The organism is Novipirellula herctigrandis, from assembly GCA_007859835.1.
GTDB lineage: Bacteria > Planctomycetota > Planctomycetia > Pirellulales > Pirellulaceae > Novipirellula_A > Novipirellula_A herctigrandis.
Genome location: SJPJ01000001.1, coordinates 5,681,581 through 5,704,211, shown reverse-complemented (window position 1 = coordinate 5,704,211; position 22,631 = coordinate 5,681,581). Strand labels below are relative to the sequence as shown.

18 protein-coding genes are annotated in these 22,631 nt (G+C 52.6%); 10 read left to right on the top strand and 8 right to left on the bottom strand.

The annotated features are described in order from the left end of the window. Nucleotides 1-69 precede the first annotated feature (69 nt). Complete coding sequence (locus tag CA13_RS20885) at nt 70-567, bottom strand: hypothetical protein (RefSeq protein ID WP_146399921.1); 498 nt, start codon at nt 565-567, stop codon at nt 70-72. 4 nt (nt 568-571) lie between these two features. Continuing rightward, the gene (locus tag CA13_RS20880) at nt 572-766 is read right to left on the bottom strand and encodes a Flp family type IVb pilin (protein WP_146399919.1); all 195 of its coding nucleotides are present in this window, start codon (nt 764-766) and stop codon (nt 572-574) included. Nucleotides 767-1,091: 325 nt separating this feature from the next. On the opposite strand from CA13_RS20880, the gene CA13_RS20875 reads away from it, so the two are divergent. The 3 genes from CA13_RS20875 to CA13_RS20865 are packed head-to-tail and all read left to right on the top strand — an operon-like array spanning nt 1,092 to nt 5,091. After that, complete coding sequence (locus CA13_RS20875) at nt 1,092-2,861, top strand: ABC-2 transporter permease (RefSeq protein ID WP_146399917.1); 1,770 nt, start codon at nt 1,092-1,094, stop codon at nt 2,859-2,861. Nucleotides 2,862-2,863: 2 nt separating this feature from the next. Further along, nucleotides 2,864-4,153 carry a CNNM domain-containing protein gene (locus tag CA13_RS20870; protein WP_419195134.1) on the top strand — a complete coding sequence of 430 codons (1,290 nt, stop codon included), beginning with the start codon at nt 2,864-2,866 and terminating at the stop codon, nt 4,151-4,153. Further along, nucleotides 4,150-5,091 carry a CNNM domain-containing protein gene (locus CA13_RS20865; RefSeq protein WP_146399915.1) on the top strand — a complete coding sequence of 314 codons (942 nt, stop codon included), beginning with the start codon at nt 4,150-4,152 and terminating at the stop codon, nt 5,089-5,091. The genes CA13_RS20870 and CA13_RS20865 overlap by 4 nt, the downstream gene beginning before the upstream one ends. Here the strand turns inward: CA13_RS20865 and CA13_RS20860 are convergent. The 4 genes from CA13_RS20860 to CA13_RS20845 all read right to left on the bottom strand — a co-directional run bounded on the left by CA13_RS20860 (nt 5,084) and on the right by CA13_RS20845 (nt 13,428). Then, nucleotides 5,084-7,954, bottom strand: a complete 2,871-nt coding sequence (locus CA13_RS20860; RefSeq protein WP_146399913.1) for a glycoside hydrolase 5 family protein — start codon at nt 7,952-7,954, stop codon at nt 5,084-5,086. The genes CA13_RS20865 and CA13_RS20860 overlap by 8 nt on opposite strands. A gap of 416 nt (nt 7,955-8,370) precedes the next feature. Then, the gene (locus CA13_RS20855) at nt 8,371-9,585 is read right to left on the bottom strand and encodes a DUF1559 domain-containing protein (RefSeq protein WP_146399911.1); all 1,215 of its coding nucleotides are present in this window, start codon (nt 9,583-9,585) and stop codon (nt 8,371-8,373) included. An 812-nt stretch (nt 9,586-10,397) separates the two neighbouring features. After that, the gene (locus CA13_RS20850) at nt 10,398-10,865 is read right to left on the bottom strand and encodes a hypothetical protein (RefSeq protein WP_146399909.1); all 468 of its coding nucleotides are present in this window, start codon (nt 10,863-10,865) and stop codon (nt 10,398-10,400) included. 112 nt (nt 10,866-10,977) lie between these two features. Beyond that, nucleotides 10,978-13,428 (bottom strand): hypothetical protein, encoded by a 2,451-nt coding sequence (locus CA13_RS20845; RefSeq protein ID WP_146399907.1) that lies wholly within the window; start codon nt 13,426-13,428, stop codon nt 10,978-10,980. A 135-nt stretch (nt 13,429-13,563) separates the two neighbouring features. Here CA13_RS20845 and CA13_RS20840 point away from each other — a divergent pair, with 135 nt between their 5' ends. The 5 genes from CA13_RS20840 to CA13_RS20820 all read left to right on the top strand — a co-directional run bounded on the left by CA13_RS20840 (nt 13,564) and on the right by CA13_RS20820 (nt 17,444). Next, nucleotides 13,564-13,896 carry a hypothetical protein gene (locus CA13_RS20840; RefSeq protein WP_146399905.1) on the top strand — a complete coding sequence of 111 codons (333 nt, stop codon included), beginning with the start codon at nt 13,564-13,566 and terminating at the stop codon, nt 13,894-13,896. Between the two features lie 57 nt (nt 13,897-13,953). Continuing rightward, entirely contained in the window at nt 13,954-15,444 is a 1,491-nt protein-coding gene (locus CA13_RS20835) for a lipopolysaccharide biosynthesis protein (RefSeq protein ID WP_146399903.1), read from the top strand. 81 nt (nt 15,445-15,525) lie between these two features. Beyond that, nucleotides 15,526-16,209, top strand: coding sequence for a hypothetical protein (locus tag CA13_RS20830; protein ID WP_146399901.1), 684 nt, complete (start codon nt 15,526-15,528; stop codon nt 16,207-16,209). Nucleotides 16,210-16,224: 15 nt separating this feature from the next. Further along, nucleotides 16,225-17,079: a sugar phosphate isomerase/epimerase family protein gene (locus CA13_RS20825; protein ID WP_146399899.1), complete on the top strand. Its 855-nt coding sequence runs from the start codon at nt 16,225-16,227 to the stop codon at nt 17,077-17,079. Continuing rightward, the gene (locus CA13_RS20820; protein WP_419194639.1) at nt 17,076-17,444 is read left to right on the top strand and encodes a histidine kinase; all 369 of its coding nucleotides are present in this window, start codon (nt 17,076-17,078) and stop codon (nt 17,442-17,444) included. The genes CA13_RS20825 and CA13_RS20820 overlap by 4 nt, the downstream gene beginning before the upstream one ends. Here CA13_RS20820 and CA13_RS20815 read toward each other — a convergent pair. Then, on the bottom strand, nt 17,432-18,592 hold the full coding sequence (locus CA13_RS20815; RefSeq protein WP_419194638.1) for a DUF1571 domain-containing protein: 1,161 nt from the start codon (nt 18,590-18,592) through the stop codon (nt 17,432-17,434). The two genes, CA13_RS20820 and CA13_RS20815, sit on opposite strands and share 13 nt — an antisense overlap. A gap of 326 nt (nt 18,593-18,918) precedes the next feature. On the opposite strand from CA13_RS20815, the gene CA13_RS20810 reads away from it, so the two are divergent. Continuing rightward, complete coding sequence (locus CA13_RS20810) at nt 18,919-19,494, top strand: hypothetical protein (RefSeq protein WP_146399897.1); 576 nt, start codon at nt 18,919-18,921, stop codon at nt 19,492-19,494. Nucleotides 19,495-19,521: 27 nt separating this feature from the next. Here the strand turns inward: CA13_RS20810 and CA13_RS20805 are convergent, their stop codons facing one another. Next, the gene (locus CA13_RS20805; protein ID WP_146399895.1) at nt 19,522-20,211 is read right to left on the bottom strand and encodes an RsmD family RNA methyltransferase; all 690 of its coding nucleotides are present in this window, start codon (nt 20,209-20,211) and stop codon (nt 19,522-19,524) included. 227 nt (nt 20,212-20,438) lie between these two features. Between CA13_RS20805 and CA13_RS20800 the strand changes: the two genes are divergently transcribed. Next, the gene (locus CA13_RS20800; protein ID WP_146399893.1) at nt 20,439-22,607 is read left to right on the top strand and encodes a tetratricopeptide repeat protein; all 2,169 of its coding nucleotides are present in this window, start codon (nt 20,439-20,441) and stop codon (nt 22,605-22,607) included. Nucleotides 22,608-22,631: the final 24 nt, after the last annotated feature.

Genomic DNA, 22,631 nt, shown 5'->3' with positions numbered 1-22,631 from the left:
TGCGGGGGAAGAGTGGTGTCATGCGTACGGAGGAGATTATGACACAGATTTGGTCGGCGTGCGATTTGTTTAGATCAACACTTCGGCCATTTCTTCGTTGAGATTATTCTTATGGCGACCGCCGTTTTGGGCCGACTCGGCGCGAAGCTCAAGCAACTCTTGGCGTAGTTCGTTGTAATGTTTGGCGACTTCGCTCCAATGATCGTTCTCTCGGAACGTCAATTCACGGGGACTCTCGTCATCGACCAACATCTTCATTTCCCTTCGTAAACGACAAATAGGGCCAGCGAATCGGTTGGTAGTCGTCAAAAGGTCGTATGCAGCGATTGGTCCGAGTACGAACAGTCCGGGCAACCAGGTGATAATGTCATCGAGACATTCAAACAATCGATCCGTCGTCGTTCCCACACGGCCGGTTGCGTAGATTGAGAAGAACAAAACCACACTGTAGTAGGCGATCGCCGCCAATGCGTATAGACCGACGCGACGCAAGATCGCACCTTGGACATGCGGGTCCGCGACGACATATTTTCGCGTCGAAATCGCCGGCATTTTCTTCCATTTCATCCGACTAGCTTCCTGTGCCGTTGATAATGGCATCCGCTGAGGCATTGAAACTTTCTTCCGTCTTACTAGCGAGATATTCCACCGAAACAACGCAAACACCCACAATCAAACCTACCATCACGGCATATTCGATAGCAGTAGCGGCGTCTTCTTCTGCCATAAACGCCAGAAATCCCTTCATAAATGGTGCTTTCGACATGATTGATGACTCTTTCTAATTCTCGGCGATGAGACGCTTGTGAGCGTTCGGGAAGCGTGAAGAGCTTCGTGAAAATGCGGTAATAGGCTCTATTTAATGAAACAATAGTGCGCTAACGCGCGTAGGAACGGGCGGCTAACACGCAACGAATCGAAAGAAATGCAACACGCCAGCGTTCCCGACAGAATATGTCGATTGTTCCGATAACAACACTACTCACTCTCACACAGTTGGTTTGGTAATCTACATCCCCTGAACTCGTGAATACCGTATTTTCATTGGCCCAAACGAGTGGACCGACGTTCTTAATTTCTGAAAAACCAACATGTTCGGACCTGTTCTTAATCGCGAAGCGACCGTTGTCCCCAAACGCCCCAAAACCTACCTCGGCCGAGGTGTCTACGTGCTGGTGCTATTTCTGCTACTTTGCACCGGCTATTTGGTCCTCGACGGTTCTCGCTCGTTGCTGACCACATCGGATTCGGCCCGCTTTGGCGGTTGGATGTTCGCGCTGCTATCCCCGTTACAATTGTTGGTTCTATGCAGCCTTGCCGCCGTGGGTGCCGCCAGTAGTGTTGCACAGGAGAAAGACCGGAGGACTTTGATTCTGTTGCTGATGACACGTCTCAGTGGCTTCGAGGTGGTCGTCGGAAAGTTGGCTGCAAGTCTGCTTGGGCCTCTTTCGATGCTCATCTGTGCCCTCCCCTTGTTCCTCGTGCTGCCGCTCATGGGCGGCGTGTCGCCAGAACAGGTATTGAGCGTCTTTTTGGTCACAGCCGCCACCATCGTATTGGCGGGATCGATTGGCTCAGTCGTCGGCTTGTGGCGAGAAAAGACGTTTCAAGCGATTGCACTGACCGTGCTGCTGCTTTTGATGTACATCGCGGTGGGGGAACTCGTTTCCCTCAGCGGCCTTTTCCCTGAAACCGTCAACTTGGCATTGAGCCCACCGCGAGCTCTTTTCGCAGCTGCCTCACCACTGGCCGCACTGTCAAACGAAACAGCAATCGGCATTGGTTTGTTCGTCTTGGTATCCGTTTTGTCGTCCGCCGTCATTTTGGGTTTTGGCATCGCCAAGGTACGGGTCTGGAACCCCTCTCGTGAAGTCCGTTTAAAAGCGCCGGCCCCAGAAACTTCCGAGGAAGCCGAATCGGTTTTGGAGCCTGCCAGTTGGAAGGTTCGTCAAGCGAAATCGGTTTGGAAGAACCCGATCTTGTGGCGAGAAATTTGCACTTGGGCGTATGGGCGAAAAGTCGTCGTCATCCGAGTCGCCTTTGCACTGCTGTTTCTCTTGATCGCCGGTGCGATCTATTTTCAAGTTCAAAGTGGCGTCGCCATGGAACCCGCTGGCCGAGTCGGGCGAGCGTTACCGGCCGCCACGCTACCATTGGCAATCCTAGGAGTGGTCAGTCTCGTCCTAGTGAACGCGTTAGCAGTCAATGCCGTAACCGGCGAACGTGACGGGTTGGCTTTGGACTTGCTACTTGTGACCGATATCTCACCCAGCGAATTCGTATTCGGGAAACTGATCGGCGTATTGTATGTAGCGAAAGAGATGATTCTGCTACCGCTTGCGCTTGTGATCTACATGGCCGCAACCGGGGTGATGACAATTGAAAACGCCACCTATGTCTTTGTCGGCGCGATCATACTTTACGTCTTCGTGACCATGCTCGGGATTCATTCAGGGCTTAATTATGTGGCCGGTCGAACCGCGACCTTAGCGAGTCTCGGGACCGTGTTTTTCTTGTGCGTTGGAATCGCAATTTGCATGACAATTATGGTCAGCTTCCGCGGTGCATTCCAACTTCAACTCGCCCCCTTCTTGGTGATGATCCTTGGTGGTGGTGCCGCTTTGTTTGCATCACTTGGTTGGCGAAATCCTTCATCTGCCATTTTTGTCGCTTCGTTCTTCTTGCCGCTGATTACGTTTTACGCAATCACACAGTTTTTACTCCAAACCGATCATTTGTTTGTCGTCTTTCCGTTGGTTGTTGGCTACGGGTTCACGACCGCTGCAATGATGATACCGGCGCTGAGTGAATTTGATGTGTCGCTTGAGAAAGACCGAGGGACTGCGGAGGATTCCGCTTGACCATGGTTGCCGAAGCATGGATGTGGCTGCTAGCGATGATATTGCTAGTCTTGCTAAGTGCTTTTTTTAGTGGCAGTGAAGCGGCGTTCTTTTCACTCCACAACCGCGACCGATTGCGACTAAAAAAGGCCGGTCCGACCGGGCGGATCGCAGCACGAATGCTCGCCGATTCGGATCGACTCCTTTCCGCAATTCTATTTTGGAACCTGCTAATCAACATGACCTACTTCGCGATCGCGTCGATCGTCGGAGCGAGGCTTCAACATGACCCAAGTGCGGGTCCCTCGGTTGCTGTTGGATTTACACTTTGTAGCCTGATGGTTCTGATCTTCTTTAGCGAGATGCTGCCCAAGAGTATCGCGGTACTCGCTCCATCACGCATCTGCCTGTTGGTTGCCTTCCCGCTTGATTTAGCCGTGAAAATTGTCGGCCCCGTTTTGCCGCTTGTCAAAACCACCAACTTGGCGGTCGGCCGATTGCTTTGGCCATCTTTTCGCCCAGAACCCGAAATTGATTTGGCGGATATCGAACGAGCGATTGAACTTGGTACCGATGACGCCGCACTATTGCAGCGTGAACGCATGGTACTACGAGGACTCGTCGAGATGTCCGAAACCCGCGTTGGCGAATTGATGCGTCTGAGAAGCAAGCTACAACTCTGCCCGACTGAGAAACTTGCAGGCACTCGATTGACCGAAACGCCACCGGGTGGATATTTAATGGTTACCAACGCCACGGGGGACGAGATCACTGCTGCGATACCAGTAAAACTTTTGCGTCCAAGTCAATTGGATGATTTTCTCGGCGCGATGGAACCGGTCATCTATGCACCCTGGTCCGCTCGAGCGTCACAGGTCTTCGACCAACTCAATGACGAAGACCGTAGCGTCGCGGTGATCGTGAACGAGTTTGGCGAAATCCTCGGCGCCGTAACGATCGCCGATATCCTTCGACGCGTCTTCACGGCAAGGCGAGATCATGAAGACGAAGAACTCGGTGAAGCCTCAATTCAGGAAATCGAAAAGGATCTCTACCGCGTCTTCGGGACAGTCAGCGCACGAGCGTTGTCCAAACGACTGAAAATCGACACGCGTGAAGAAGGCGTTACGACAGTCGCCGGGTTGATTCAACGTCACAATGAACGATTGCCCCGAGTCGGTGACCAAGCGCCGCTAGACCGATATCGATTGAAAGTGACCGAAGAGATTGAAAATGGTGTTTGGATTGAAGTAAGTCTCCCGAAGTCAGCCGATACGCCCGATACAGACGATTCGCCGGAGGTGAGATCATGATTGTCGCTATCACAATCTTCGCCGTCGGAATCCTGTTGAGCGCATTTTTCAGCGGCAGCGAAACGGGTATGTATCGCGTTTCACGCACCCGTTTAGTTCTCGATGGTTTAAGCGGTTCGCAAACGGCCCGAGCCTTAGTATGGCTTCTCAACAATCCAGCAATTTTTGTTGCGACGATGTTGGTTGGCAATAATGTTGCCAACTACTTGGTATCGTTCGCGACGGTGATGGCCATGGTGATATTGTTCGGAAGCAATTCGGTCGCGGAAATTGCTGGTCCGATTTTGCTGACTCCGATCGTGTTCGTGCTCGGGGAATTATTGCCGAAATACCTCTTCTTTCACGCTCCCTATCGCTTGTTAAAAGCAACCCGCCCTGCCCTGCTGTTCGCAACGGTCCTATTCGTACCGATCACCATTGTGCTTGGTCTTCTTGGCAATGCACTTCGCTTGCTTACGGGTGAGACCCCTTTCCGAGTTCGCTTAGCGATGGCTCGTGGCGAATTAGATCAGGTCCTTCGCGATGGTCATGCCGCAGGCATTTTGTCGGCGGGCCAACGCGGACTTGCTCAGAGCCTTTTCGAAGTCGGTAATCAAACCGCTATCTCCTTCGGAGTGCCACCACAACGGTTGGCTGTGGTCGAAGCACCGGTTGACATCAAGGTTGCCACGCATCAGGCACGTCGTCGAAATCATCCGATTGTCTTGGTTCAACGGCACGGACGAATCATTGGCTTTCTGCGATATTCCGACCTTTGCTTAGCCCAACCCGTTGTTGATATGAAACCGGTCGTGCGCTGCAAAGTCACTGATCGACACTTGAAAGTGTTGTTGCGACTCTATGACGCGGGCAGTGTCGTCGCAGTCCTGTATGATGGCCAAGGCGAAATGCGAAGCGTCGTAACCAGACGGCAACTGCTGCAACCCCTGATCAAATAGCTGGCGCACCAATTTGCACTTCATACAACATCCGTGCTTTTCCGTTGTCCGAAACCGACAACGGAACCACAAGTTGCCCCGCCTCGATGGTCGTCTTGATTTCACTGATCCGTTTGCCACTGGCGGCAAGACCGTAAACTTTGGCATGAGATGGATCATCGATTCGCAATGACACCATTGCTCGACCAGTTTGAACCAAGTGCGGCAAATGGCCCCAATCAAGCAATATTTTACGGCCTTTATCCGCATAGCGAGCATCCGTGTTCTGCAGATCGGTCAAATGCGTAATCAGCAATCGCTTACTTTGGCGAATCGGCTTGGTATCGAGGCTGCTAATCCAAACGGTTGCACCGGTATCTTGGATTGCGATCGTGGCTGCCTTCGTGTTGATTTGCTTGCCAGCGGGCGCGAAACCACCTGCCGTTCTGGGGGTATCAAGCGTCAGCATGTCCTCCGGTGCATCGATTGTCACTTGGCCGTTGTCGCTCTGAAAACGGTTTTTGTCTAGCTCGGTGCTGTTGCTCACATCAAGCCAACCAATTTGCTTCATGCCTTGGAAGATGCGATTACCTGCATCACTTCCAAACGGATCAATCTTGCCTCCTTCAATGGGGAGAACCACTTGTTCGGAATTGGAGTTAGTTTGACCAGTGACCTTCCAGCCAACGCGTGCCAACCAGGCAAGACCGTCCCACGAAGGCGTCTTGTCTCGTGAACTAGTGGGTGAATCAAGAAGCTGCTCTCGCGTTGCAGTGATCGCAACCGCATGGTGTGCTGGCTCGATATCGCCACGAAGAAACAGGCATAGACTGGCACGTTCCGCCGCTTGGTTGAGCGGATCGGCGGAAACATCAAAGTAATTGAGCGGCCCGGGCTTGGCGACGTTTTCGCGGTTGTGTGCATAGGCAAACCGCCACAAGCCGTCCCAATCTTGAAGGGCTCCGAGCGTCCCAGTCAAAATACCACCTACGCCACGAAAACGCCCTGGGGAGGAGTAATTGAATTCGGTAATCGTGAATGGTTTTCCGTATAGCCGAGTGAACGCGCAACGACGCCCACCCGATGCACCCTCGGCAATCGGGCTGGTGTTCGGACAACTCGAAGGTAACGACCATGAACGCTCCAAGAACTTTGGATGGTCAACGTAGAAATGGTCGTCGACATAATCGAACGAGTCGCGAACCGCTTGCATTTGCATCGGATTGGTCCACGAATTCATATCGGTTAGCAATGCTTGGCAACCCAGTTCCTTCCGTAGAAATTGCTTGGTGCGATTGAAGAAGTCTTGCTCGATTTCGGCTAGAAAGACGTTGAAGATTACAGATGCGGACGTGTCAGCATAAACGTTCTGCAGCGGAACATTTCCCTTGGCCGGAGAGTGATCCTCGGGAAGATCGCCAAGAGCGGCGACCAGCGATTTGCGGTCTCCATAGCGATCGCTAAGCCAGTGATTCCAAGCGGTTTGCCAATCAGATTTCTGCACTCCTTCGAGTTTACCGATGAAATTCCCTGGATTGTCTTCGTTTACCAAACTGAGCCACGACAATGTCGGATCGTCAGCATACCGTAGTTGAGTGTAGGGATTGACGTGATCAAGAAGCGTTCGACTAAATGCCTTGAAGTTCTCGAAGGCACGATCGTTCACATGCACGGCCATCTTGTACTCGTCCATGCCGACATTCCCCTGCTCATTGATTCCATTTTCGCTGGGATAAATCGTTGATTTGGAGACGGGACGAGAGACAAACAGATCGGTTGTAACGTACATGCCACGTTTCTTGAGCGCCGCAAATAGGTAATCGAGTTGGTCTAACTTTTCCAAATCGAAACTTAGACCGTCGCGCGATGAACGTTGGATCAACTCACGCTCGTAGTGATGGATTCGAATCGCGTTGTAGCCCAACCGCCAAAGTCGTTCGGCAAGCTTGTCGGCAAGTTCGTGCGAAAGGTAGTGAGCCGAGAAGCAAAGATTGACGCCGTAGAAACGGACCGGTTCATTAGGTTGATCGGCAAACGCGAATTTGCCCTCTGAATTCGCAATGACTCGACCGTATTTCCCGGCCGGCATATGACGAGGGATGACCGTGCTGAAGTCGATCGCTGAACCTGGTTCAACGTCGAGCGTCACGTCGAGAGGCAACCAATCCTTACCCGGTACAACCGTGATCGGTCCATCTTCTTCAACTCCGAGTCCATCTTTGCTAGACAAAGCAAAGTTGATCGAGAGCGTTTCACCGGCTGGCCAATCTTCGCCTTGGGCCAATCGAGGCCCAACGCGTATCGAAAACGTTTGCCCCCATTGTCGGTCATCCTGCAAAAGGACCGACGTACCTTGCGAAACATTCAGAGCGAGCGAGTCGCCATCGGGGCTTTTCAACTGAAGCGACTTTATTGGCCCCGAACGCAACGCCATCTTGTCATACTCGGCCGGCAGCTTCCCCAAATGATCATCAGCTTCGAATGTACCGCCGGCCCAATCGCCCGACGGTAACGTGAGACTGACGAAGAAGCTATTGAGTTTGATGTCTGATCTTGGTGTGAGCCGATACGCGAAGCGAGCAGTCGGATTCTCCGCGTCTAGCCGTAGCTCAACATCGACAATCGTTCCGCTTTTGGTAGCGATCGTTCCGCGATGGATGCCGTCATCGACCGTTTGCCCCCAATTGCCCTCTTTGAACGTCGCGGGTTCCCATGCCACTTCGTGCAGACCAGGAAGAATCGATCCCGCTTCATTCCCGTTCAACTTCAGCTGAACCGAACCGGCGGGTGAAACAACGACTGCCCACTTCGGGGTTTCTGCGGAAGCTTGGGAAACGGCGATAGCGCATACTATCATGGCCGAATAGAATGAATGAGTTTTCATTGTGATGTCCGAGGCGGGAGGGTTTGCGGAGAGGTTCAATCGACCAGGGGTCTCGTTGCTTTTGAAGCTGCCGAATCTGATTTGAAATTGGCATGTTTTCAAACCACAGTATATCGCTTTGGTCGTGAGCGAACACTTCGATAGTCAATTCACGCCCCCGGCAGATGGAAACTGCGATACAAGACACCCCCATTTGCGGTGGGTGAGCTTGTTCCAGCCCCACAAGAATAGGGGCAACAAAACGTCGCCCAATTCAGCCGGAGGTTTGACGAACGATTGGATCGACACAGATCCTCGCACAATGTTAGACAGAAGCACGCAAAAAAAGCGGGTGGTAAAGCCTCTGTTCTCTGCAAGAACAGCGCCATCCCACCCGCAATCATTAATTGTCGTCCAACCGTTTTCTGGGCGACTTACTACAGTTCTTCGGAGATCGTCTCTTTAGCGGCACGAGTCCCGAGAGCCCCCCAAAGGCCAAATGGGCTCGCTGAGCCTGGAGGTAGAAATCCACCACCTACTCGCACTTGGGTACTCGTGTTGTCACCTGCTTCGATCGAATCAGTTACGAACTTCACCGCACCATCGCCCATCAACACATGACAACCGCCTTGGTGACGACTACTGGTCGAAGTGTTGCCTTCGCCTTCCTGAGTCGATTGTACGCATGCTTCGGTGTTGGGCCCTAAGACAGTTAAGAAACCGGTATAGAAAGGACGAGCCATTGCCCATTTCGATCCACGTCGCTGTTCCGCATCCCCCGTAAACGGAGTGCTGCCGTTATCATTCCAGAACTGAGGCCGAAGCGGATCCACGAATGGACGACATGACAACGGTCCATTGGCTCTCCACAGATCACCTGCGGGACTATTAACTGCTCTTGATCGCTTATCATTGTCCCCAAGATCCGTGATAATTTCGCCCATCAAAAGCGTGTTAGAAAGTCCGTCCAGAATATCTCGGAAACTGGACTTCAAACGTGGTTTAAAAGCACCACGTAGAGTCGTATTGGCGATCGGTGGCCATCCATTATTGTAGATCCCACCCCAGTCACCAATGTAACCGATATGACTTAAGGTTCCCGAGTCGCCTAAGCAAGCCGCATAATTGGTGCGACCATGAGCAGGCAGACCAACACCCGGATCACTTGGGCATCGATACGAAGGGACTTCGGTCATCCATGGGTCGTAAGGGTTCGCTAGGTGTTCTGCCAACGAACGATTAGGCCACGGCCCGAATGCCTGGAATGCAATGTTCGGCCCTGTACCATCGTTATCGAGTGGGTTACTGATCTGCTCCCACAAAGCTTGCTGCTCGATGAAAGGCAGCAAACCAACCAAAATTGACAAGTCAGATCGATTGCTTCCCGGTGGGTCTTTCGAGTTGTTCGCAGCAACCGTCACGGACGATTCGTACGTGCCCGATCCATGCTTGGGCAACTGGTTATACGCAGAATGGTAGTTGTGAATTCCCAAGCCAATTTGCTTGAAATTGTTACTGCAACTCATTCTACGGGCGGCTTCACGGGCGGCTTGAACCGCTGGCAACAACAACCCTACCAACACGCCAATGATCGCGATCACAACTAGCAGCTCCACCAAAGTGAAGCCACGCTTTCTAAGCTTAACCTTCATGACAATGAACCTTTTTGAAAAACGAAAAGACGGAAACCAACGACTTGTTGGTCTCGTTAGTAGAAAAAATCGTCCTAAGACGATGCAGCAATAGACGCAGTTCCAATGGCTAGAACTGCGTCCAGATTTTTTTAAAAAACAGGGTGAGCTCCGCAGCGGAAGTCATCAAGACTTTCAGCGATTCACGGTGCAGCTCGAAACTCTTGACGAGTTTCGCTTCCCCAAAACTAGAAGTTATCAAAGCACTAAGAAGTTGGATTCAGACCACTAAAATCCGGCTCTTCCTTCGGCTCTTTTAATTCTGGATGGTCCTCTAAGTACTGTTCGAGCTCACTTGTTTCCGTTGCAACGGGTTGTGTTGATTCACCACACCCCACTGCTGCGATAATGAACAAACTCAGCAGCGATGCACATGCAACCTTTGAGAAGCTATATTCAATTTTTATTAGAGACCTGTTTCAAAACGAATCGTGGTTCCTCAGGTGCTTGAGGATAAGTAGCACACAGTGAGAACCATCGGGTAGGAAAAAAGGGGAGGGAAGAACGCAACAATCTAGCAAGACAGTTCTCAATGGCAAGCCAAATGAAACAGGATTTCCGAAGTGCCTTGTCAGCAAGTAACGGAATTTGGGGGCAGCACTACAATTGCCCATTGTCTTTAAACAATGAGTCCTCTCGCTGCTCCGCTGACAACTTAACTCAACCGGAAGGATACTACGAAATTTTCGATGGCATCAAAAAATCCTTAAGGACCGCTGCACCGACTCTTGCCTCAAGACAATATACTTCTATGCTTTTTAGTCCTTCTCAGGTCAGCTTTCTTGACGATGAATCAGCGAACGAGCTCGTCGTGCGATCCACCCAACAACAAAGTAAACAATTAACATAGAAAACACGCCAACGAGTTGGTAAGCAGGAGCGAACAGCAAGACGAGAGCCCCTTGCGCATCCTCATCAACCGCATCGAAAGCCCAGACACCAAAAGCGGCAGTTGCCACGAGTATGACAACAATCGCCGCTTTGCCCGCGAAAGCCTTTATTCGCATGCTGGCTAGCCATAAAAGAACAAATGGAAAGGCGACCCAACCAAGGATTGCAACCATAAAAAAAGACAAGCCGCTTGAAATGCTGGCGGTCCAAATCACGAAACCAAGAGCCGACCCCAAGCATGCGATTCCAATAAACCCGCCACAGGCCGAAAGCCATGTTCGGTTGCTGGCGCCGGCTGCTTGACCAAGATCCGGCTGGCTGGATGGAACTTCGTAAGGGTTCAAATTCATCGAATCTCCAATAGTGTGTTTCCACGGATCCGAATTACGTTCCACTGCTTTGCAGCCGCGCTCGCAGGAGCATCGTTGAGGTTTATTCGCAGTGATCACATTTCACGACTCGCTAGTCCACCTTCACGACTTCTTGTTCATCACGCATGACGGTGAATGTCGTTCGGTTTGCTTCAGAAGAGGCAAAGGTTATCGTATCGACTTGATCGGCCCACTGAATCGTCACTGTCTCCTTTTCAGCGTTCCAATTGGCTTCTGGTAGGCGTTCACGGTTTCGGAAAGGCCACAACAAGACTTTATACTCAGGCGACTTGGCCCACGATTCGATTACCAGCCGTTTACTTGCCCCGCCCCAGCGGACATTGCCCATGTACTGTTCCACTCGGCCAATATCGGAATAACGGTGCAGCGTATCGTCGCGATCGCTCTGTAAAATACAGACCCACAATTGGCGATCATCATCGGGGGCGCCCAAGACCATCGCTGTGATGGGCGAGTCTTCACTGAACTGATATCGTCCGATGATTTCCAGGTCGTCCGACAACTGCATCAACCACTTGAAGTTATGTACTTGGTCGTCTTTCTGAATGTCGTCGATCACTAGCGCATAGGGATGCTTGCCGCGGACGATGCCGGCAGTACGAAAAGCACGTTGAACGGGATTGAAAGGCTTCTTAACACATCGCTGCGATTCGCCTGGTCGCAACCAGTGAGCTCGGTCGTACCAGGATTGATTCATCCATGGCAAATCCACGGGACGGTACTGAAAATCATTCGGCGTTTCGGAAACCTTTTGCCAACCTTGACCAAGCATACTCGACTCGTCATCGGCGCCGTCCCGCATCCATATCCAATCGTAGGCGTATTTGGCGTCACCCACGCAAAACGTCCCGCCGCCGTTGTCGACATAGTCCATTACTCGAGCCGGCTGAGGCGCCCAACCACCGGATGCACCTTGGCCCATGTCGTCAATCAGAATGTTGCTGTGAAATCGCGTCTCAACAATATTACCGAACCGGCTTCCGCCCGACATGCTGAGTATTGGCGACCAGAGTCGGCCTAATCCGGCCAACATAAAACTAGTCCGATCCGCGTGCGTGTGACCACCCAAATCCTGTCGCGTGTGCATTTGCAGGTACAGTGCATCGGAGGTAAAATCACTTCGCGTGACCATCAGCCCACGTTGCGGCGCAAAGAACGACCGTTGCAAGCCCGCAGCGTCAGCCGATGGCTCGCCATCGCCAAGCGGCACCGACGGAAACAGAACCGCGATCATCGCCGAGCTGAAATAGCCAGCCGGACGCAGGTCCGTGTACCGCTCATAGTTCTTGCCAAAATAGGCCCGCCAAACATAGTCAATCGGCTTGGATTGTGGGTATAGCCACTTAAGCCCCACAACGTCATTGATATTGAAACGGTAGTCGCCAACAACGGTGTCTGCACCGGTGCCGCCCCAATCATCGTAAGCCACAAAGCCTTGCTGGTTTGGCAAACTCATCGATGGCAGAAACCTTTCACCGTATGCTCGGACATGAGGGTGGCCAACAAGCGGCTCGCTGCGTTTCGCCAACGCAATCAAGGTTGTCACGAATTGATAGTTCTTGCCCAGCCCCTCATAGCCAGCTCCGGACGCATACCAACCGTACGTCAGGAAGTTGTAGTACGCCCGCTTCCACCCGTCGTAGTAGTCGCGATTGAAACCCTCTTCACCTTCGATGGCCAATAACGTCAGCGGCAAAAAGCTATCTAGCGCACACCAGTTGCTAGTCGTTGCCTCGGATGGAAGAAATGCTCCATAGTGAGATTGATGGGCCGAAATTTTGGCAATCACGCTGCGAACAACGTCACGCTGATCGTCAGCCATGAAGTTGTAATTAAAGTCGTAGCAGAAGCCCATGTTGTAGGCACCGATCTCACCGACGTGATCACCGGGCTTGATTCCATCGCTCGCTGACTTGGCGATGTTGACCATCGCCCGAGCCAGTTCCTTTCCCGAGGCGGCATCGTCTTCGATCCAGCAGCGATAGGCCTCAAGAGCCATGCACCCCATCACGTAATCGTTAAGGCTTGGCTCGTATCCGGCCAAATCGCCGGCCAAAATCCGCTGGTACTGGTCGGCAAGCTCGCCAAAATGCGATCGCTGATAAGCGGCTAACGGTTGATCCAGTTCGTTCTTGGGACACTGGTCCAACGAATGGATCTTGCCTTTGAGAATGTCGCACCAGCCGATCATCATGGCATACATCCGTTGGCCCTGTGGAGTGGTCCGGTAGATGCGGACCATCTCCGGACGATCATCGGGACTCTTCAGCATTCGTGGATGAATACCCGGCGCAGGCGCCGGTGAGATGCTCCGTAGGCCCGTTGTATCGTAGGCGACACGGATGGGGCCGAGGTCGTCCAGCGGCATCGAAGAGTAAGCCATGATTTTGCCGGACTTGGTGATTGCGTCACCTAGGCCAAGTTCGCTCTGAGCGACACAAAACGCCATCGGCCCCAAAACCAAAAGACCCGAAATACAAAGCCCCGATATCTTCGCAGTCGTTACCAGCCATCGTATCATCGCGTTTCCCCTAACCGTTTCTTCGTTAGATCGCAACATTCCTAATCCTCAGTAGTTATACAGGTTTTGGGCTGGGCAATCTCCGAGAAATTCAAATTCAGGAACCGTGACACAACGGTGGCACATCGCTGAGCGATGGCTTGGAGCAATAAGTTCCATGCCTTTGTCTCGGAGCCTCGCCGCCCTGAGCGAGCGTTTGCCGGTATCAGCGAGCGTTTGCCGGTATCAAGTGGCGCTACGATACACGCATGCCGGCATCACGCATGCCGGCATAGTGGAAGGATGATGGCGGTGACAGTGATGGCGGTGACAGTGATGGCGGTGACAGTGAATGCAGTGACAATCAATGACCGCCCGGATACGGAAGGGCTAATCGTTACAACCGATCCGATTGCCATTTTGGGACGCATTTTTCTTCGTCCCGCATCGCTTTCCTGGGCTTGGTGTGGCAGATCGACCCACATTTAAGCGAGACATTCTGTTCGTCGCGTGATACTGCCGCGTTCCCTTTCACCCCCGACTGCTGTGGCCAAGACAAGCACTGAAACGAAAGCCAGCTTCGCCGCCGATTCTTTGGCGATGGGGATGCTTGTTGTTTTGGCAATGACAATCATCCAACGTGCACTCGGTTTTTTCCGAGGCATTTGGTTTTGCCGCTTGATGGATGATACGGTCGTCGGTCAATGGGCAATGGCATTTGATTTCATCATCATGATCACGCCCGTGATGCTGTTCGGAATGCCCGGTTCGCTACCGCGATACGTCGAAACCTATCGACAACGAGGCCATCTGCGTTCGCTAGTACGGCGTTTGTTAATGACGACCGTCCTATGTGGTGGTGCGTTTCTGGTTGGGATGGTCGTCGCGCCAGATTGGTTTGGATGGCTAATCTTTTTGGAAAGCGACAACCGGAGTTTGACCCACAGCGTCGCGATCGGCGTGTTGGCGATCATCGCGTTCAACTTCGTTCATCAATTGGTTTCATCGCTTCGGCAAATCCGAATTGGTTCGCTGATGCAATTTTTGCAGAGCGTCTTGTTCACCATCATCGGTGTTTCATGGCTGCTACTTGGTGGTGGGCTTGAAGGCTTGATTCTCAGTTTTGCGGTGGCTTCGGTAATCGCGATTGTCCCCGGCGCATGGATTCTCTATCAAGGATGGGACGGATTGCCCAAGAGTGATACTCCGTTTGATGCTTCGTCGATGTGGCAACGACTTTTGCCGTATGCTGCCGCACTATGGACCATGAACTTGCTCAGCAACCTGTTCGAGATGTCAGACCGCTACATGATCCTGCATTTCACCGGCGGCGGTGAAATGGCCGGTCAAGCGGCAGTGGGACAATATCACAGCGGACGGATTTTCCCCGTGTTGCTAATCAGTTTGGCATCCATGATTAGCGGTGTGCTGATGCCTTATTTGGCTGCTGATTGGGAATCAGGTCGACGTGAGGCAGTGATTGAACAGATGCGAAAAATCCTAACCGCCGTTTCGGTACTGTTCACCATTGGCAGTGCAACCGTTCTGTTTTTCGCTCCTTGGTTGTTTGGAAGTTTGCTTCAAAATCGCTATGCCGATGGCTTGGCTTTAATGCCAATCGCGTTCGTATTTTACATTTGGTCCTCGCTTGCGACAGTTGGACAAGACTATTTGTGGGTGTCCGAACGAGGCAAGTTGGTGGGAATCGCGATCACGGTAGGCTTAGTGATCAACATTATTCTCAACACGCTTCTTCTACCACTTTGGGGATTACATGGCGCAGTCGTCGCCACATTGTGCTCACACGCGGTGGTGCTTAGCGGCATTTGGATCGCGATGGTTCGATGTGGCTTTCGATTTGATTTAGCGATGTTAATGATCACGCTTTTACCCGCTACCTTATTAACCGGTCCGGTGACAGCGTTGATTTGCGCATGTTTGATGATTGCCGCGAGCCATCCGATGCGAGTTTGGTTGCTTGAAGGCATCGACATGGGCGTCGCCAAATTCGGGCGACGGGCTGCTCACGCTCAATGACCAGAGTCCCCGGAACGCAGCCTTAACCGTTAAGTTTCAGCCGCGTCGCATGAGGCTCGGATTGCTGGTACCCTAGTCGGCATGAATTTTCTCTGCCACGCCATTCCGTACTTTGGTTCACCGTTTGTTGCAGCTGGTACCGCGGTGCCGGATTGGTTGAGCGTGGTGGATCGGAAGATCCGAGCACGACGAAAACATGCAGTCTTGTTTCGCGACGACCCGAATCCGATCGTGCGTGATGTCGCACAAGGCATCATCCGTCACGTTGAAGACGATTCTTGGTTCCACGAAACATTGGCGTTTGCAGAAACCAATATGACGCTAGCAGTCCAACTTCGTGATCGCTTGCCGGGCGATGCCGGTTTTCGGCCGACCTTTGTCGGCCATATTTTAGTGGAAATTTTGCTCGATTCACTTTGGGTTCGAGACAATCCGTCCATCGCTGACCGCTATTACCGATTGCTAGACGACGTGTCGTCCAAGGACGTGCAATCAGCAGTAAACGTGATCACAGGGAAGCCGACCGAAAAATTGGCACCGGTGATCGACCGTTTTGTTCAGGTTCAGTTCTTGTATGACTACGTCGACAATGAGAAACTGTTGTTTCGGTTGAACCAAGTAATGAGCCGAGTGCGACTAGCGCCGCTTCCCGATTCGTTGCTCGATTGGTTTGACGAAGCCCGCGACCTTGTGGAATCTCGTCGCAGCGAGTTGATGACTCCGCCCGATGGCGATTCCCCCTTCCCCACTTTCAAACAACCTTAGCACAGCAGGCAAACAATGAAGTACGGCATGAATCTTCTACTTTGGAGCGGCGAAGTCACGGATGCTTTGATGCCCATTTGTGAACAGCTTAAAGCGATTGGATACGATGGCGTTGAACTTCCTATCCACAATCTCGATCTTCCGTATGCCCAACTTGGTAAGCAACTTGATGACATTGGGCTTAGGCGAACGTCGACCACCATTCGGATCGAAGAGGATAACCCCATTTCGCCCGATCCCGCGACTCGGGCGAAGGGAATCGAGCTCACCAAACGGACACTCGACTGTTGCGCCGCAGCGGGCGTCGAGACATTAGCCGGTCCATACCATTCCGCACTTGGTGTTTTCAGCGGCAAAGGCCCCACCGCAGACGAATGGAAATGGGGCGTTCAGAGCATGCGAGAAGTCGCCGAACATGCCGCAAAAGTCGGTGTGCAGTTGGCCGTTGAAACACTGAATCGTTTTGAATGTTATCTACTGAACACCCACGCCGACACTCGACGCTTTGTTGCCGAGGTTGATCACCCCGCGTGCGGTATGATGTACGACACGTTCCATAGCAACATCGAAGAAAAGAAAATCTCGCCCGCGGTGGAGGTTTGCGGTGACAAACTCGTTCACGTCCACATCAGTGAGAACGACCGTGGTACTCCGGGCGAAGGACACGTCCATTGGGACGAAACCTTTGACGCGATTGCCGCACTCGGCTACGACGGCTGGATGGTGATCGAAGCGTTTGGGCTCGCACTTCCAGAAGTGGCGGCGGCGACGAAGATTTGGCGTCGGATGTTCAAGGACGAAATCACGTTGGCGACTAACGGATTGAAGTTCATGAAAACAGAAGTGGATAAACGCAAGGGAATCGCGTGAGTGACGAAATGGCCAATGATGCAATCCCAAACAGCGTTGCGTTCCTATCGGGCGATCTGATGTTTGCATCGCGAGTACGCGGTGCGGCAGAGAACGCGGGATGGCAGTTCCTATTCGGTGGCTCGTTACCCAGAGAGGATTTGTCAACGGTCCGATATGTGATCGTCGACTTGTCCACACGCAGCGGGCTGATCCCGGAAATCGTCTCGCAAGTCGCTGAACGATGTCCTGATGCAAAACTAATTGCTTATGGACCGCATGTGCAAGTTGAACGATTGAAGAAGGCTCGCGCCGCAGGTGTTCCCACCGTCTTGACACGAGGCCAATTTGACTCCGGCTTAGGATCGATGTTCTACTTGGAGTAGAAATTATATTCGTCGTTATGCGGATTGAAGTCAGCATCGGTCAATCCGACGTTCACTTTTATGTCCAAATAGGTGTACTCTTCGAGCACGTTCAACGGCCCACCGGGTTTCTGCGGCCAATCGTAGGCGACGTATCGAATGGGAACATTGACGACATCGTCCATGAAAACTTCCGCTTGATGGAACTCGGCACCTTGCGGCGTTTTGATTGGCTGAGTGACGTGCAGTACGGTGCAGGTACGACCTTTGATTTTCGCGTTTTTGCGAAACTCGCACTTCACACCCGGAGTATGTTTGGCTTGTTCGCCACGTTCGATCAATTTGACGATCAAGTTTTCAACGCCGATTTCGGTCATGGGGTAGCGTTGCCCTCGCATTGCTAGCATCCCATCAGGCGGAATCGACACGGTAGGCAGGAACTTTCCTTTAAAGCCCCCTTCGTGTGCGATGATGTTTCCGTCATTTTGGTTTTCGACAAAGATGACTTCGCGTCCTTTGACGCTCGACGGTTTTAAGAAATTCAAATACACGCTCAGTGGTTGAACAATTTGCCCATTGTGGACTTTCCGGTTCCTGACTTTCGCGAACATGAATTCGTGGCCGCCTAGTGAACTGCCGACTCGTTCGCGTTTAACCAAAATCGCGGTGTAGTCGTCGATTTGCTTGCGACAACTTTCGAGTCCGTCACGAGCCATTTCGAGGGCACGGTCGAGCGGATGAGTCATTTGCTTCGGCGTGACGCTAGTGGCGTTTGCAACACGATGCACCGGTTCGGCAAATTCGCGGTCTTCGGCAAACAAAGGGATCGAGCTACCTGTTGCAGCAATTGATCCGAGAAGAGCACAGAATTGTCGACGTGGGATAGTCATAAACAGCTTCCAAATTTGTTCGGTACGGCCCATGTCGCTGTCGCAAAGATGGCTCACGACGGGGATTTTGGGTTGATCTAATTTCCGACGAATCAGTGCACCCAAAAATGGATGTGGATGATTAACACCCGTTTGAGCACTCCGAATTTGCCCGATGGCAGTGTATTTTTGCCCGATGGCAGTGTATTTTTGCCCGATGGCAGTGTATTCGCCCAATGGCAGTGTATTCGCCCGGCCTTTGACCGGTGGCATACGCGTTTGCGCCTTGTGGCTACTCATCGCCGGTTGCCCCCACCCCGCATGACTGCATTTCGATGAGAGTAGACGCGATGACCTAACCGCTCCTACCTGAATGACTGGGACAATCGGGCTCGCCCGCATCACCGCTAAGTCACAATACAGTTTTTTTCTCTCACTTTACCAGAGCAATTTTCCAAGTTTGTACGCGGATAACCTCCAAGTTTGCCGCACCAAATCACTCGCTTTCACACCGGGATCTGACCAGGAAGCTAAAGTTCAAGACGCTTGGCAACCGATCCTTAAGACAAGACCAACCCGCAATGTCAACCCAAGTTCGCCAGAGTGAAGCAAGTCGGAGTTTGCAGATGCTTGATAATGTTCGAATGATTTTACTACCGACCATTCTGTCAGCGACTTTGATAGCTCAAGCTGCCGCCCAGTCGCCCACGCCATGGCACCCCAATCGCGATGGCTCGCAATGGCCACGACCGGTACAGTTCGAGGCTTCACCGTCCGCATCGGCGTTTCCTCATTCAACCCCCGCTTGGGAACCACCACCGCTTTCCGATCCCATTCCGAGAGAGGGTCCGCAAAACGCGAACGTGGCGACTGGCAATCACGGTCAAGAGGTCGGACTTTTCTCGAACCTCTTCCCACCACTCGCACCAACTGGCGATCCGGCCCCGAGTCACCGTGTGATTCGATCTCCCGAGTCGAGAGTGATCAAGAAGAACATGGGGTCTCGGTATGCCCAGGATCACCCGCCCCACACATCCCATCGCCAAAGAATGACCCACAGCCCGACAATGATTCCCCAAGCGAAAGAGAAGCCGACATGGAAGGCACCCTATTCGTACGGATATTTCGGTGTAAAAACTCAACCGACTTGGTCAAAACACCATGGATATCGCGACAACTACACTCAGTGGACTCGGCAATAATCATTCGCGTAATCATCGCCGCAGCCGTCATTCTCGAAGCCCACACGTCATCGCTGGTTCGATGAACGCCAACTGAGTTCCCCCATAGACGCGAACGTCCCAATTTCCTTTTGGCAACTGCTCGATATCAAATTTCTTTTCTGCTTCCGCCACCAGCACACTGCCGGGCGGGGCAAAACGCAGTACACGTTCGATGATCTGGTTTAGCTTGTCGAGTTCCTCCTCCCAAAGGATGTAGGGCGGACAAAGATAAACGATCCAAGGGACTCCAATCATCGGATCATCTGGGTCTTCTGGTGGCGCCAAGACAATTTCGGCCCACCGAAAGGCGTCTCCGACCAGTATTTTTACTTTTGATTCGATGTCGAGCGATTCGGTAGTTTGACGGATATACCGGGCTGCACGATTGGATTGTTCGATAGCAATCGCGTTGGATGCACCGCGACTAATCGACTCGATCGCTAATGCTCCCGTTCCAGCGAACATGTCAAAACAGATTGCTCCGCGAACGGCACGACCGAGGATGTTGAACAGGTTTTCGCGGATATTGTCCTTCATCGGCCGGGTGAACTCTTCGCCGTGATAGACAATGGGCCGGCCTCGCATATCGCCGCCAATGACGCGCAGTTTCGTCGGCTTCGCTTTTTCCCGCGATTTTGGTTTCGATTGTTTCGCTGCCTGTCTCGGCTTGCGTTTGGACGATTCATTTCTGCTCATAGGGGCGGAGTATAACCAAGGGTGCTGCAATCGGCGATCTTACGAAGCCATTGGAACTCGCCAGAAACAGATGATTTCGCGAAATATTCGCCGCCGAGAAGCGGCCAGCCGTTGTTCGGGGGTTCAGGTTTAGCAGGCAAACATGGTAAAGTCATGCCCACAAGAGGCCCCGCCGCGTCGCGAGGCTACCTATGCGTTTGTCTACCCCGACCAAGCTGTAAACACTGATGTCAGTTGACCAATATGCGAACTGCCCCTGCGGCAGCGGAAAGAAAATCAAGTTCTGCAAATGTAAGGACTCCGTCAGCGAGCTCGATCGAGTGCTAAAAATGGTCGACGGCGGCCAAGTCGTCCCAGCCCTCGATCGGCTCTCGACGATCCTCACGGAGCATCCTGATGCTGCTTGGGCATTGGCCATTCGTGGTCGCCTGCTGTTGGATCTTCGTGAGTACAGCTCCTTGGCCGAAAACGCAGACCGGTTCATTCGATTGCAACCGAGCAATCCATTGGCACTTACCCAGCGAGCTGCTGCTGAAGTATTCAGCGGCGATGTGAAAGCGGCAACCGACTCGATGCTCGAAGCGTTGACCGAGAGTGGTCGCGAAGTCGATTCATTCGTACTCGATGTTTCCTCCGCAGTAGCGTTCTACTTGGCGCAAAAAGGGGCCTACCTAACCGCTCGCGTTTACGCCAGCTTGTCGATGATGGCGACCGGTTACGAAGGGAGCCAAATGTCGGCGTCACTTCTTCGGGAACTCAATGGATCAGGCACGCTCAACCAATTGATCAAGTCGGTTCCAAAAGCGATTGCCCGACCGAAGGACGCTGAATGGGGCGAACGTTACGACGAAGCGGCGACGCTGTTGCGTAGTAACAAAGTACTGCTTGCCGAGTCGAAGTTTCAATCGCTGCGACGCACCTATGCTCAAGAGCCTGCGATCTTGTCGGGCTTGTTGACCTGTGCGATTTGGCGAGGCGATGTCGCTGCACAAAGCAGCTTCTGCAAGAGTCTTTCCGCGTGCGAGTCGCTCGACATGGAAAGTCGCGTTGAATATCGCGCCTTGGCCTGCTTGGTCAATCCCGAAGACACCGAGTTGACGACCACTAGCTGTCGCATGACCCTCGATATTGAGAATGCGGACGAAGTCGAAATCGCGATAACAGCTGATTCCCGGTTTGTTTCGTTGCCGGCCGAAATGTTGGCGCAAATGCGTGAATCCGAGGACGACGTACCACCACGTTGCGCATTCCAGATTCTCGATCGCGATTGTCCTGATGCGGCCGAAGGCTTACCCCCGATTGACCAAGTGCCCGAATCGCTTGGCATCGTGCTCGTCTTTGGAAAACAAACCGATCGCTCCGCACGCGCCGACGTGCTCGATGTCCGCGGTTCTGACGCCGAACAAGTAAAAACTCTTCTGCGAAATGCGATTGGTGAATCAAGCGAGATCAAAGAGGAAGCCGGAAGCCCGCTACCACTGCTGGTAGCCACGCAACCACAAGTGGCTATGATTCGTTTCAAGGCAAAACCCGATGAAGCCGAAGCGATGCAGAACGAGTTGGTACAGCAGCGGCTGCCCAAAGCGATCGTGTCAACGAAGCTCGGCATTCTCGGCGACGCATCACTACTCGACACGGCCGACGACGCATCGAAACTACTTGAGCGGACCGTCGTTGTACGTGTCGTCGAGCAATACGATGCGATCTTGTCCAAGGGCGAGGCGATCATGAACGAAGTCTACTCATTGGCCAAACTTGAACCTTTGCCAATGATCAAACTCACCAACGAAGAAATCGAAACGGTCGCAAACACCGACCTAAACCGAATCGATGCGAGTGAATTGAGCGAAGATTCGTGTTTGTATTTGCTGCAACGAGCACAGCAAATTTCGGCGACGCCGGCTACACGCCAATTTGCAAAACGGATCATTGCAGCGGACCTTCCCGAAGAAATGAAGATGGCCAAAATGCTGGCCTATCAAATGCTCGTGAATGCCGCCCCAGGCAGCAAAGTGGCAATTGAAACTCTCGATGAAGCGAAGGCATTCGCCAACGCAAACGAATTGCCTGCGGCAAGCCTTTTGCTAAGCGAAGTTGGACTGCGATTGCAGGCTGGCGATGGTGAAGGTTTCCAGAAAGCGATCGCAGAACTGACCACCAAATACAGCAACGACCCCGAGGTGATGGCACAGCTTCAACAAATGTTGATGGCCTACGGCTTGATTCGCCCCGATGGTTCGCCACGGCAAGCAGGCCCAGGCCCGGCCGGTGGCGGAGCAGTGCCACCCGCAGCAGAGGCAGGAGGCGGACTCTGGACGCCTGACAACCCAACCGCTGCACCGTCGGATACTTCCTCCTCAGGAGGCAGTAAATTGTGGGTCCCCGGAATGGACTGAGAGAGCACAGGTGAACCGATTACC